We start from the raw sequence: 13,132 nt of genomic DNA, 5'->3' as shown, positions 1-13,132 counted from the left end.
CGTTCGGGACATCCACGGAGAAATCAGTGAAGAAAGAAGACAGGCAATTACGTATTGGCGTATTGGGTTGCGGACCGATTTCACAGTTTGCGCATTTCGAGTCAGTGCAGAAGGCGCGCAATGCGGAGCTGTTTGCGGTGTGCGACGTCGATGAAAATCTCGCCAGACATTTTGGCCAGTTCTACGATGCTCGCAAGATCTATCTGGACTATGACGAGATGCTCGCCGATCCGGATATCGAGGCCGTGATCATCGGTACATCGGATGCCTTTCATGTGCCAGCTTCGATCAAGGCACTCCAAGCCGGAAAACATGTGCTGTGCGAAAAGCCAGTTGGAGTTTCAGTCGATGAGGTCGAGCACCTTGCACAGGAAGTGAAGCGTTCTGGAAAGGTCTTGCAGATCGGTCACATGCTGCGTTTCGATCCGGGTATCGAATCCGCAAAAGCATTCGTTCAGGACGAAATGGGCGAGATGCTTGCACTCAAGGCGTGGTATTGCGACTCCACACATCGCTACACGAATACAGACGCCATTCAACCGCTGCCACGTCAGGGGACGCGCATTCTGCGTCCAGAGGGCGATCCGAAGGCGGATAAGCAGCGCTATTTCATGCTAGCGCACGGCAGTCACCTGGTCGATCTTGCGCGCCATCTTGGCGGCTCCATTCGCGCGGTCGATGCAAGGCTGCGAGAGAAGTTCGGCGCGTGGTGCTGGGTTGTCGATATCGACTTTGAAAACGGCACGCTCGGGCATCTCGCTCTGACCATCGCAGTGCGGATGGACTGGCACGAGGGCTTTCAGATCTACGGCGAACCCGGCAGCGTCACGGCGCGCACCTATAACCCGTGGTATTACAAATCGAGCGACGTCGACATCTTTCACGAACGCAATGCGACAACCACGCGTGTGCTGGGCGCGGACGGACATTTCTATCGACGGCAAGTGGAAGGGTTTGCGGATACCGTGCTCAATGGCGTGGTGATGCGAGGCGCCGATATCGACGATGGTGTTGCGTCGATCCGGGCAATGGTCGCCATTGCGCAGTCGGTACGAAGCGGAAAAGCGGTCGAGCTTGCTGAGGCAGGGGGCGCATTGTGATGACGCCAGGCGTATTTGCTCGAACCTATGCAGCAAAGCATCCCGGCGAACTGTTCGCGCGGATTCGTGCCGATGGATTTTCGGCGGTTCAGTTCAATCTGTCGTGCGCCGGCCTTGCAGCACTTCCTGATGTGTTGCCGGATGGTATTGGCGAATGCATTGCAAATGGTGCGCGGGAAGCCGGACTCACACTTTGCGCGTTATCGGGTACCTACAACATGGCGCATCCCGATGAAGCACAACGAAAGCGTGACCGGAAAGGTTTTGAAAACGTGATGCGAGCGGCCCGCGAGATGGACGTGTCGCTTGTCACGCTATGCACGGGATCTCGCGACGCGACCAATATGTGGCGCGCGCATGCCGATAACAGCACGGAAGCTGCATGGAGCGCATTGCGTGGCGAACTGGATTTCGCGCTGTCGCTTGCTGAAGCGTTCAATCTCGTGCTCGGTATCGAACCCGAGCCGGGCAACGTCATTGCAGATGCAAAACTGGCGCGAAAAGTACTCGACGAAGCAGGCTCGAAACGTCTTGGCATCGTACTCGACGCGGCGAATCTTCTGCCGCCCGAGGTGCAGGCCGTGCAGGCCAGGATAGTCGCAGAGGCTGCGGAACTGCTGGGCGGTGATCTGTTTCTGGTGCACGCGAAGGATATAGATAGCGTTGGTGTTGTCGTGCCCGCTGGTAAGGGCGCTGTGGACCTACCGTTCTTTATCGGGTGCATGAAATCGGTGGGTTATGACGGACCGCTGGTCGGGCATAACTTTGCAGAAGCCGATGCGCCCGGCGTTGCGTCGTATCTGTCGGCGCTTATTCGGAACATGACGTAATGAACGAACGTTACTTCGAAACTGCAGATGGCTGCAGACTGGCCTTCGTCGATGAAGGGTCGGGTACGCCAGTGTTGTGGCAGCACGGACTCGGCGCGGACGGTAATCAACCTGCAGAGGTGTTCCCTGACATCGATGGCATTCGCCGGATCACGCTCGAGTGCAGAGGGCATGGACAATCCGGACTGGGTGACCCGGCGCGAATTTCGATTGCGCAGTTCGCCGAGGATGTCATCGGTCTTCTTGATTATCTCGGCGTTGAACGCGCTGTCGTGGGAGGCATATCGCTGGGCGCGGCTGTCGCCATGCGCATTGCCGCGTTACACCCAGAGCGTGCATTGGCGTTGATCCTCGCTCGTCCAGCCTGGCTCGATACCGATGGACCAGCACATCTCGCGATCTATCGTGACGTCGCGCGATTGTTCGAACTGTATGGTTCCGATGACGGCGTACTCCATCTCGAACATAGTGCCCGATTCCGTGAGATCGAAGCTGAATCGCCGGATAACGCGGCATCGATGCGCGGATTTTTCGCGCGCCCCGACCGGGCATCCACGATAGCGCTGCTTAGCCGTATCCCTGAACAAGGTCCCGGTGTCACGCGGCAGCAGATCAACACGCTTGCACTTTCGACACTGGTGATCGCCAACCAGCAAGACTATGTCCATCCCGTCGAACTGGCAGAAGCGCTTTCCCGTCTGATTGCGGGCTCGACGCTCACAGTCATTACGTCGAAGACAATCAGCCGCAATGACTATGTGGTGGAGTTTCGCCATGCATTGAACGAATTCCTCTGGCCAATGCGGAATCAGCCATGACATCAGCAACAGACGATCAAAACACGCCGGCAACCGAAGCGATCCTCGTGATCGACATCGGCGGGACAAACGTCAAGTTCGGCTATTCATGCGGAGGTCAGCCTCTGGACTTCCGCAAGCTGTATTCAACCGATGCTCTCAGGGCTGGTGATCCCGTTCGGGCGCTCGCATTGATGATCGAAGATGTCGTCGCGGATACGGGCATCGAGGCGCAATCGCTGGTCGTCGCAGTACCCGGTTTCATCGACACCGACGGCAATTCTGTCCTTCATGCTGCCAACGTTCCGAGCCTAAACGGCCGGCGGCTTGGCGCCGAACTGGAACAGTGGTTCGGCTGTCCGGCTCTGCTCGAACGCGACGCAGTACTGACGCTGATGGGTGAACGGCGAGCGGGAGTCGTGCAAGGCGGCGACGATGTACTCGGCGTCTTCTTCGGCACGGGCGTTGGGGCGGCTTTTATCCATCACGGCGCGCCATTTCGGGGCGGTGGATGGGCACTCGAAATCGGACTGATGCCGTTTCAGGCAGAAGGACCCGTGCCCGACGGTGTACGTCCACAATGTCTGGAAGCCTTTGCATCGGGACGGGCGTTGCAGGCGATTGCGGGTCGACATGGCGTAGCCATTGATAGTGTTTTTCTAGCGTCGCGATACAAGCCTTCCTTAGAGGACGAACTCGCGCGCTTCGTCCAGTATCAGGCGGTTGCTATTGGCACGGCATCGGCAATGATGTCACCGGCGACCATTGTCGTCGGTGGCGGGGTCGTGGATATGGCGGGGTATCCGCGGGACAGGTTGGCCAGTCTTATCGAAAGCAAGCTGCCGAATGCGGAGACAGGCCGCGCATTCGATCTGCGATGGTGTCGTCACGGATGGACTGCTGCACTATATGGCGCGCCCGTCATAGTGGGAGAGCGTCGCCTGCAAGTCGCAGACGCTGGCCGTCGAGGATACCTTTGGCCGTAGATGGATATAGCGGCGCATGCGCATTCATGGCGATAATAGAGCGCACCAGGCGACCCGAACAGCGGAGAAAAGATGGACAAGCAAGGTTTCACCACCAATATCGTTCACGGCGACAGAATCACGGGCAATGAGCACGGTGGCGTGCGTCAGCCGATTCACACGTCCGTGCAATATGGCTTCGAGCGTGTCGAAGACCTGATCGGCGTATTCCAGGGCACGAAAAAGGGCGGCTTCAATTACGCCCGTCAGGGCACGCCCACGACAGCCGCGCTCGAGCGCAAGATCACGAGCCTCGAAGAAGGCATCGGCACGATCTGCTTCAGCACGGGCATGGCCGCCATCACGGCAACCTTCCTCACGCTCCTTCGCGCGGGCGATCACGTCGTATCGAGCCGTTATGTATTCGGCAACACCAACAGCCTGTTCGGCACATTGAGGACGCTCGGCATAGAAGTCACCACCGTTGACGCGTGCGACGTCGAGAACGTGAAGCACGCAGTCCGGCCGAACACGCGCATGGTGTTCGTCGAAACCATCGCGAATCCAGGTACGCAGATTCCGGACTTGCAGGGCATCAGTGAGGTGTGTCGCGAGCGCAGCATCGTCTATGTGGTCGACAACACGATTACGTCGCCGGCATTGTTCAAACCGAAGACGGTTGGCGCCAGCCTCGTGATCAACTCGCTGACCAAGACGATCGCGGGCCACGGTGCGGCGCTCGGAGGCGCGGTGACCGATACCGGTCTGTTCGACTGGAGCGCGTATCCGAACATCGCCGACGACTATCGGCGCACGCCGCCCAGGGAGCAGGGCCTGTTGCAGATCCGCAAGAAAGGCTTGCGCGACATGGGCGCGTCGCTGTCCTCCGAGCAGGCACACTCGATCGCGATGGGCGCGGAAACGCTCGCCTTGCGCGTGAAGCAAAGCAGCGACAATGCACTTGCGCTTGCTCACTTCCTGGAAGGACACAAGGCCGTCGGCAAGGTGTTCTATCCGGGTCTGAAAAGTCACCCGCAATACGACATCGCGCAAGCGCTGTTCAAGGGCGCGTCCTGGCTTCTGTCGTTCGAACTGCGTGACGCACAACGTATGGTGGAAGTCGTCAACGCGCTTCAGCTGCCTGTCAAGGCGACGGGTCTCGGCGATACACGCACGCTGATTATTCCCGTCGCACCGACCATTTTCTTTGAGGCTGGTCCGGAAACGCGCAAGGCTATGGGTATTTCTGACGGCATGCTGCGACTATCGGCGGGCATCGAAGATATCGACGATCTGATCGCCGATTTCTCGCAGGCACTGAAGTTGGCGGATTGAGTTGTGATACTGAATGCGCGGTGGATTCGCTTTTGCCGTCCGCACTGCATGGAAGAAGGGCGATCCCGGCACGGCGTGAGCCGCCCGGGCTTCGCTCTGAAGCGTTCGAATTTGCCGCGCTACGTACGCTCAGTTTCGTCGGCGACTCACGGAATTCCCGCCGGCTATCGTCGCCATGCCAATCGCGGATTTACTTGCTGGCCGCGGCAATAGCCTCCTCGACTACCTTGACCACCACGAAGGGCTGTGCCGCCGGAACATCATGACCAGACCTGGTCCTGACGATCCTCGCGCCGGCCCGATTTGCCATGAATTCCTGCACCTGAGTAGGGACAGCATGGTCCTGAGTCGCGACGATTTCCCACTTGGGAACAGACGCAGGTGCCGCTAGCGTGGCCGCTTCCGCGAAGGCCGCCGCGGCAAGTGGGCGTTCCCCAGCCGCAGCGACGGTTATGTCAGGCTGGCTGAGTCCACCGGCATAGACGGTGCCGTATTTATCCTGGTTGATGTACACGTCGGTCTGCCCGCCAGGGGCGGCGACGGAATGCAGGTTCGCAGCGACAAGTTGGGACCCTGGAAACTTCGTGACCAGGTCATTGGTGCTCTCGCCCACCACGGGGATCAGCGCGGCAACGTACACAATCGCCTTCACCGACGGCTCCTGGGCGGCGACCTGGCTGACCACCATGCCTGCGTAGGAGTGACCCACCAGCACCACGGGGCCGTCGACGGACTTGACTAGCGCGTCGAGGCCAGCGGCGTCGTTGGCAATGCCACGGAGCGGATTCGCATAGGCAATGACGGGATACCCGGCGCTGCGTAGCACACTGATCTCTACATTCCAGCTGGATGAATCGGCAAACGCCCCATGGACAAAGATCACCGTGGGACTGGCATTGTGAGGATGATGGAAACTTTCGGCCCTCGTTGAGGCAGGTGTGGTGGAGGTGTCCGCGGAAGCGTTGAAGCTGATGCTGGCGGCGAGAAGTGTGGCGATGAGGGCGCTGAGGCTGCTTGACCTGTTCACGGGAATACCCCTTCTGAGTAGGTTCGAACGGAGTGTGCACATGGCGCGTTCGCGGCGACATCTGGAGTCACGGCTATCCGTTGCCTGAGGCCCAGTTCGTGAGCCGCATGGCGGTCGATAACTGGTCGTATGCTGACTACCGGAAACGTTCCCGTCTTGAAGCTTCTTGCTGACTGTGGAATCTTGTTGCGCACGCGGTGATGCAAACCTCGGGCGAGGTTCGAAGGCGTGCACAAGGTATTGAATGAATTGGCGAGCGATCCAGTGCTGTGTTTTCACCGTGCCACTTCCGTCAAAGGGCGTCCGGTCCCTTGCTGACGATGGTTGTGCGCAAGTCTATTTCTGCACCTGGATGGCGTCCTGCTGCGGGTTTGCGAGAATCCGATCAATCACCAACTGATTGCACAACGAGCTTTCGAGAGAAAACGTCACGTCTTTCGTCTCCCCGCGCACGGTTCTAGCAAAGTCCTCGATCATCAACTGATACTGGTCGACATCGCCAAACTCGGTGACCTGAGTCTCTGCCGTGCGGTCGTCTCGAAGTCGCACCGTGGCGGGTCCATATACGCAAGGATTAAACGGCGCATCCACGCTGATCCACCCGGACGTGCCATGAAACACCATCTGCTGCCGGCGGCCCAATTGCGTTCCGCAGTAGAAGCGCGCGGTGAAGTCTGCGAACGCCATCGTGCAATGGGCATGGCGGTCGGTGCCGAAGCGCGGATCGATGCTGACTTCGGCGTGCACGTCGACCGGTTCGAGTCCTGTGGCAAGGCGAGTGGTGACGACGGGATAGACGCCAATGTCACGCACGCCTCCGCCGCCTAATTCACGATTGTTCTTGAGCGCGTGCGGATCGTCGTTGAAGTAGGTGAAACATCCTTCGATCAGCTTCAGTTCGCCGATAGCGCCTCGAGCAAGGCTGTCGCGCACAAACGCCCACTGAGGATGATGAGCGACCATGAACGCTTCTCCACATACGAGACCTGTTTCATCGCGCAGCGCGATGAGTTCTTCGATTTCCGACGCGTGCATGGCGACAGGCTTTTCGCACAGAACGTGTTTGCCGCCTTGCAGCGCTTTCCTGACCCACTCGACATGGCTGGCGGTAGGCAGCGGAATATAGATCGCGTCGATGTCGTCTCTCGCTATCACGTCTTCGTAGCGTCTGAGCACATGCGGGATGCCATGCTTCGTGGCGAACGCATCGGCACGCGCCGCATCGCGACTGGCGACGGCCGTAACACGCGAGTCGGTCGAACGTTGTATCGCGGGCACGACGAAGTTGTCGGCGATTTTCGCGGCGCCCAGTACGCCCCAGCGCAAAGTTCTTGTCATGCTTGTCTCCGGTGTTCTTGATGAGCAGGTTTAGCAGTGGCTTTGCAAGCGTTCAGCACAGGTCGCAAGCACCTGGTCGGGGTCACGTTGCCACCAGTCCTGCGCGGAAAAAATTTCGACTTCGACATGTCCGTCATAGCCCGCCGACTCTACGGAACGCCGAAGCGATGGCAGGTCGATCACGCCGTCGCCCATCATCCCGCGATCGAGCAGCATGTCGCGTGTATCGCGCAGCCAGTCGCACACGTGAAACGCGAGGATGCGATTCTCGCGGCCTGCCGTTTCGATGGCGGCAGCGAGCGCGGGATCCCACCAGCAGTGGTACGCATCGATGGCGACGCCGAGATAACCTGTGTTCTCTGCATCGACTGCACGGCAGATGTCGAGCGCCTGCGCGAGCGTATTGACGACAGCACGATCCGCCGCATACATCGGATGCAGCGGTTCAATCGCAAGCGGAACGCCGCAGTCGCGTGCTGTGTCGAGCAGCATCGCCATGCCTTCGACCACTTGCGACCGTGCGCCCAACAGATCGCGGCTTTGCGCAGGCAATCCTCCTGTCACGATCACGAAGCACTGTGCGCCGAGCGTTGCGGCATCGCGTAACGCGGCGCGATTGGCCTCGATGTTTGCGTTGAACTCCGCAGCCGTTGCGGCAGGCAGTGCCGTCGAGCGGCAATAGCCGCTGACGCTCAGGCCCAGAGCCTTGATTTGACGGGCGATCTGCGCGACATCGGCGCCTTCGATCTCGCGGCGCCACGGCGCAATGCCGCCGAATCCGGCACGCGCGATGCGGTCAATCGTGAGGCTGATCGGTTCGCGATGCCCGAGCGTGGCCGTGTTGATCGAGCAGAGGTCCAGTCTTCCCTGAAGGTTTCTCATCGCTGATCACTCGCCGCAGCCGAGCGGCGCCATCACGCGGCGCATGCGCGCGATGGCGTCTTCGGGATTGCGCAGCAGCCTTGCCTGATCGGCGAGACGGAAAACATCGGCGAGATAGGCGGGCGGGCGCATGCCATGATGTCCGCCGGGCATAAAGAAGTGATCCTGGAAGCCATTCAGATACGCGAGGAATACGACGCCCGTCTTGTAGTACTGAGTCGGCGCACGGAAGATGTGACGCGACAGCGGCACAGTCGGCGCGAGCAGCGCATGAAAACGCGCGGTGTCGCCCGCCGCGAGGGCAGACAATGCCTGCGATGCAGCGGGCGCAATCGCATCGAAAATGCCCAGCAGCGCGTGCGAAAAATGCGTACCGTCGCCTTCGATCAGCGACGGATAGTTGAAGTCGTCGCCCGTGTACATCTGCACCGTGCGCGGCAGACGGCGACGGAAAGCGATTTCCTTCTGATCGTCGAGCAACGAGATCTTGATGCCTTCGACGTGCGCGGCGTTTTCGTCGATGATCGACAGGCACACGTCGGCTGTGTCCGCGAAGTCTGTTGCGCCCCAGTAACCTGCCAGTTCTGGATCGAACATGTCGCCGAGCCAATGGAGGATCGCCGGTTTATCGCACAGTCGCAATGCTTCCCGATAGACGCGTCGATAGTCTTCGGGGCCACGCGCGACTTTCGCGAGCGCGCGGCTCGCCATCAGAATCACGCGGCTGCCCGTGCGTTGCACGGCCTCGAGCTGTTCCGCGTAGGCGCGGATCACATCGTCGACAGAGGTGACGGAGCCAGGTGCCAGGTGATCGGTGCCGCAACCCGATGCAATCAGCGCGCCTTCGATATCGCGCGTACCTTCCATGCAACGCGTGATCAGTTCGAGCGCCGTATGCCACGGCACGCCCATGCCGCGCTGTGCGGTGTCCATCGCTTCAGCGATGCCGAGTCCCTGTTGCAGCAGATAACGGCGGTATGCAATCGTGCGTTCCCAATCGATTGCAGGCGGGCCGTTGAGTTCACCTGAGCGTAACGGATCGGCAACGACATGCGCCGCCGAATAAGCGATACGATTGAACGCGAGCTCAGGTGCACGCACGTCGAGCGGCGTGCCTTGCACGCGCCATGTTTCGAGGGTGCCCGCAGCAGTGGGCAATTTGATGGAGAGGTTCATATGCGACTCAGTATTTGGTAACGAGAAGGCCGCCATCGACGCGTATCGCCTGGCCGACGCTATACGGCAGACCGCCTGTGGCGAGTGTGCGCACGGTGGTGGCCACTTCCTGCGGCGTGCCCCAGCGTTTGATCGCTGTCAGTCCCTGATCGATCTGCGCGTCATAGCGGCTGCGCGACGGTGCCGTCATTTCGGTTTCAATCAACCCTGGCTGGACTTCGTACACGCTGATGCCGTGCTGCGCGAGCCTTAGCGAAAACAGCGTATTCGCCATCGAAAGACCGGCCTTCGATACGCAGTATTCGCTGCGCAACGGAGACGCCGCGACAGCATTCGACGAAGTGATCGTGATCACACACGGATGCGCGGCGACGGCAGCGCGTTGCCGTGCAAGACAGTGGCGCGCGTAGGTCTGCATGAGAAAGAACGTGCCGCGCGTGTTGACCGCGATACAGCGATCGAAGCTCTCAGGCGTCACATCGAGCAGATCGCCTCGCGACATCACGGATACGCCCGCGTTGTTCACGAGGCAATCGATTTGCCCTTCGAGCTTTGCTTCGACATCGCGCAACAGCTGTGCATGCGAGTCGATGTCAGCGAGATCCGATGTCATGGCAATGGCACGCGCGCCGGTGCTTTCGACTTCGCTTGCAGCCTGCGTCAGTTCGTCGGATAGCGTGACGTCCGTCAGCGCGACGTCGAAACCGGCGCGGCCGAGTTCAACGGCTATCGCGCGTCCGATGCCGCGCCGGCTGCCCGTGACGAGTGCAATCGGGCGGGCGCTCACAGCGAGGCTCCGTGGTTGATCAGATCGCGCGCGACGATGGTGCGCTGGATCTGGTTGGTGCCTTCGTAGATCTGCGTGATCTTGGCGTCGCGATACAGACGTTCCACTTCATAGCCGCGGATGTAGCCGCTGCCGCCGAAAATCTGCACGGCATTCGCACTGTGCTTGACGGCCGTGTCGCCCGCGAAGCACTTCGCCATTGAACACGCGATGCTCGCGCGCTCGCCGTTTTGCAGGCGTTCGGCTGCGTCGTGCACGAGCAGACGGGCGGCCTGGATATCGGTTGCCATGTCGGCGAGCATCCACTGGATGCCCTGAAACTCCGCCAGATGGCTGCCGAACTGTTTGCGCGTTTGCGCATAGTCGAGCGCGGCCTCGAGACCCGCTTGCGCGATACCGACAGCAAGCGCAGCGATACCGACGCGCCCCTTATCGAGCACGCTCATCATGATGTGAAAGCCGCGCCCTTCAACGCCGAGCAGCGCATCGGCGGGCAGCTTCACGCGGTCGAAATGCAACTCGCCGACCTGCGATGCGCGCTGTCCCATCTTGTGTTCCTTCGGACCTTTCGACACACCCGCCAGCGCGCAATCGACGATGAAAATACTCATGCCGCGCCGCCCGGCGGCAGGGTCCGTGCGGGCGAGCACGAAGGCGACATCGGCGACGGGCGCGTTGTGAATCCACAGCTTGGCGCCCGTCAGTTCCCAGCCCGTTGCCGTGCGTGTGGCCGTGGTGCGGATGCCGGAGACGTCGGTACCCGCATCGGCTTCCGTGATGCAGTAAGCGGGGCGCAATTGCGCGCGCAGCAGCGGCTCCATATAACGCGCGCGCTGTGCGTCGCTGCCATGGATCGACAGCAGCGTGCCGACGAGTTCGAGCAGCCCGCACTGATCGGCAACCGACGCATAGCCGCGCGACAACTCTTCCATCACGAGCGCATAGGCCGTCACGTCGAGTCCCGCGCCGCCATAGGCCTCCGGCACCGTGATGCCGAACAGGCCAAGCTCGCCCATCTGCGTGTAGATCCCGGCCGGGAAACGCTCTTCCCGGTCGAGTTCTTCCGCCACGGGGCGGATCACTTCCTGCGCGAAACGGCGCGTGGTTTCGCGAATCTGTTGATGCATTTCGGTGAGTTTCATGCTGTCTCCGTCCAATCGATCACTACCTGTCTGACCTTTGGCGCGCTCGTGCAGGTAAACCCGAGCGTCGCAATTCGATACTTGAAACGGGCCGTTTCCTGTGCCAACATTCGCAACAAGTAACCAACTGGATGGTTATTTAAGACCAACGGTTGGACGCTGTCAATGAGCTGTGAAGCCGATCAGACGGAGGGTGGTTTGAGCAAATGGATAGATGCCGCTGCGGCGGTCGAGCAGATTTTCGACGGCGCGACGATCGCGCTGGCGGGCTCGGGCGGCGGTCTGCTGGAGGCGGACGCCGTGCTGGCGAAGCTGGAGCAGCGCTTTCTCGAAACGGGTCATCCGCGTGATCTGACCATCGTGCACGCGCTGGGTATCGGCGATGGCAAGGGCAGTGGCCTTGGACGTTTTGCGCATGCCGGCATGGTGCGGCGCGTGATCGGCGGGCACTGGAGCTGGTCGCCCGCGATGCAGCGTCTTGCGCAGGAGAACGCATTCGAGGCCTACAGCCTGCCGGCGGGCGCAATCTCCACGCTGCTGCGCGAAATCGGCGCCGGGCGTCCGGGCCTGATCACGCATGTCGGACTGCGCACCTTCGTCGATCCGCGATTGGACGGCGGCAAGATCAATGCACGCGCCACGGAAGACATCGTCGAACTCGTGCATCTGGATGGCCGCGAGTTTCTGCGCTACAAGCCGTTCAGGATCGATTTCGCGATCGTGCGCGGTTCGTCGGCGGACGATGCAGGCAACGTCACGTTGCGCCACGAACCGGCGGATCTCGACGTGTACGCCGCCGCGCTTGCCGCGCACAACAGCGGCGGACACGTGATCGTGCAGGTCAAGGCGCGCCGTAGCGACGGGTACGTGCCTGCGCGGCTGGTGCGCATTCCGGGCGTGCTGGTGAACAGCCTCGTTGAAACGTCAGAGCAGGTGCAATGCGTGGTGGCCGATTACGACCCGTCCCTGAGCGGTGAATCGCTTTGCCCGGTGGGCGAGGGTTTCTATGAAGCGCCCACTGGCATTCGCCACATCATCGCGTCGCGCGCGGCGAAAGAACTCCCCGCGGGACAGTCAGCGAATTTCGGCTTCGGCATTCCGGGCGGCATTCCCGGTTTGCTGGCAGGCGAAGGACGCCTCGGCACGTTCTGGGGTTCCGTCGAGCAGGGCATTCACAACGGCGCAATGCTCGATGGCCCGATGTTCGGCACCGCGCGCAACGCGGACGCGATCCTGTAGAGCGTCGATCAGTTCGATTTTTATAGCGGCGGCGGCGTCGATGTCACGTTCCTCGGCATGGGCGAAATGGACGGCGACGGCAACATCAACGTGTCGAAGCTGGGTGCGACGGTGGTCGGGCCGGGCGGCTTCATCGACATCACGCAAGGCGCACGCAAGATCGTGTTTTGCGGTGCGTTCGAAGCGAAGGGCCTCGAGGTCGAGCAGAAGGATGGCGAACTGCGGATCGTAGCGGCGGGCAGCGTTCCGAAACTGGTGAAGCGCGTGCAGCACATCACATTCAGCGGTGAGCAGGCGCGCATCGCGGGGCAAGAGGTGCTGTACGTGACGGAGCGCGCCGTGTTCCGGCTCGAAGCAGATGGCGTTCGGCTGATCGAAGTCGCAGCGGGCGTGGATATCCAGCGCGACGTGCTGGACCGGATGGGTTTTCAGCCGCTGGTCGATGAGTCGTTGTTGCGCGGCACGGCGACGACAGAGAAAGCAGCGTGATGGAAGCAGCACGCTCACGCCGCAG

Annotated in this window: 13 protein-coding genes; 7 read left to right on the top strand and 6 right to left on the bottom strand. The window is 60.8% G+C overall.

What is annotated here, in order from left to right:
- Positions 1–26: 26 nt before the first annotated feature.
- The 5 genes from DK391_RS09850 to DK391_RS09830 all read left to right on the top strand — a co-directional run bounded on the left by DK391_RS09850 (position 27) and on the right by DK391_RS09830 (position 5,027).
- Positions 27–1,100, top strand: a complete 1,074-nt coding sequence (locus tag DK391_RS09850) for a Gfo/Idh/MocA family oxidoreductase (protein ID WP_109477827.1) — start codon at positions 27–29, stop codon at positions 1,098–1,100.
- Positions 1,100–1,930, top strand: coding sequence for a sugar phosphate isomerase/epimerase (locus DK391_RS09845; RefSeq protein WP_109477826.1), 831 nt, complete (start codon positions 1,100–1,102; stop codon positions 1,928–1,930). Before DK391_RS09850 ends, DK391_RS09845 begins: the two co-directional genes overlap by 1 nt.
- Positions 1,930–2,748: an alpha/beta hydrolase gene (locus DK391_RS09840; protein ID WP_109477825.1), complete on the top strand. Its 819-nt coding sequence runs from the start codon at positions 1,930–1,932 to the stop codon at positions 2,746–2,748. The genes DK391_RS09845 and DK391_RS09840 overlap by 1 nt, the downstream gene beginning before the upstream one ends.
- The gene (locus DK391_RS09835; protein ID WP_109477824.1) at positions 2,745–3,713 is read left to right on the top strand and encodes an ROK family protein; all 969 of its coding nucleotides are present in this window, start codon (positions 2,745–2,747) and stop codon (positions 3,711–3,713) included. The genes DK391_RS09840 and DK391_RS09835 overlap by 4 nt, the downstream gene beginning before the upstream one ends.
- A gap of 72 nt (positions 3,714–3,785) precedes the next feature.
- The gene (locus tag DK391_RS09830) at positions 3,786–5,027 is read left to right on the top strand and encodes a cystathionine gamma-synthase family protein (RefSeq protein WP_109477823.1); all 1,242 of its coding nucleotides are present in this window, start codon (positions 3,786–3,788) and stop codon (positions 5,025–5,027) included.
- Between the two features lie 190 nt (positions 5,028–5,217).
- On the opposite strand, the gene DK391_RS09825 is transcribed toward DK391_RS09830, so the two are convergent.
- The 6 genes from DK391_RS09825 to DK391_RS09800 form a co-directional block, all read right to left on the bottom strand.
- Positions 5,218–6,054: an alpha/beta hydrolase gene (locus tag DK391_RS09825; protein ID WP_204117326.1), complete on the bottom strand. Its 837-nt coding sequence runs from the start codon at positions 6,052–6,054 to the stop codon at positions 5,218–5,220.
- Between the two features lie 336 nt (positions 6,055–6,390).
- On the bottom strand, positions 6,391–7,392 hold the full coding sequence (locus tag DK391_RS09820; RefSeq protein WP_109477821.1) for a Gfo/Idh/MocA family oxidoreductase: 1,002 nt from the start codon (positions 7,390–7,392) through the stop codon (positions 6,391–6,393).
- 30 nt (positions 7,393–7,422) lie between these two features.
- A complete protein-coding gene (locus DK391_RS09815) occupies positions 7,423–8,274 on the bottom strand; it encodes a sugar phosphate isomerase/epimerase family protein (RefSeq protein WP_109477820.1) in 852 nt (283 codons plus the stop codon).
- 6 nt (positions 8,275–8,280) lie between these two features.
- Entirely contained in the window at positions 8,281–9,450 is a 1,170-nt protein-coding gene (locus tag DK391_RS09810; RefSeq protein WP_109477819.1) for a dihydrodipicolinate synthase family protein, read from the bottom strand.
- A 7-nt stretch (positions 9,451–9,457) separates the two neighbouring features.
- Positions 9,458–10,237, bottom strand: a complete 780-nt coding sequence (locus tag DK391_RS09805) for a 3-ketoacyl-ACP reductase (protein WP_109477818.1) — start codon at positions 10,235–10,237, stop codon at positions 9,458–9,460.
- A complete protein-coding gene (locus DK391_RS09800) occupies positions 10,234–11,379 on the bottom strand; it encodes an acyl-CoA dehydrogenase family protein (protein WP_109477817.1) in 1,146 nt (381 codons plus the stop codon). The genes DK391_RS09805 and DK391_RS09800 overlap by 4 nt, the downstream gene beginning before the upstream one ends.
- Before the next feature lie 198 nt (positions 11,380–11,577).
- On the opposite strand from DK391_RS09800, the gene DK391_RS09795 reads away from it, so the two are divergent.
- Both DK391_RS09795 and DK391_RS45690 read left to right on the top strand, forming a co-directional pair.
- On the top strand, positions 11,578–12,618 hold the full coding sequence (locus DK391_RS09795; RefSeq protein ID WP_343225412.1) for a CoA-transferase: 1,041 nt from the start codon (positions 11,578–11,580) through the stop codon (positions 12,616–12,618).
- Between the two features lie 57 nt (positions 12,619–12,675).
- Entirely contained in the window at positions 12,676–13,107 is a 432-nt protein-coding gene (locus DK391_RS45690) for a hypothetical protein (protein WP_343225411.1), read from the top strand.
- Positions 13,108–13,132 lie beyond the last annotated feature (25 nt).

The organism is Paraburkholderia sp. C35, assembly GCF_003121405.1.
Lineage (GTDB): Bacteria > Pseudomonadota > Gammaproteobacteria > Burkholderiales > Burkholderiaceae > Paraburkholderia.
Note: the sequence above shows the minus strand (reverse complement) of the source record. Positions and strands in the feature narration are given on the sequence as shown.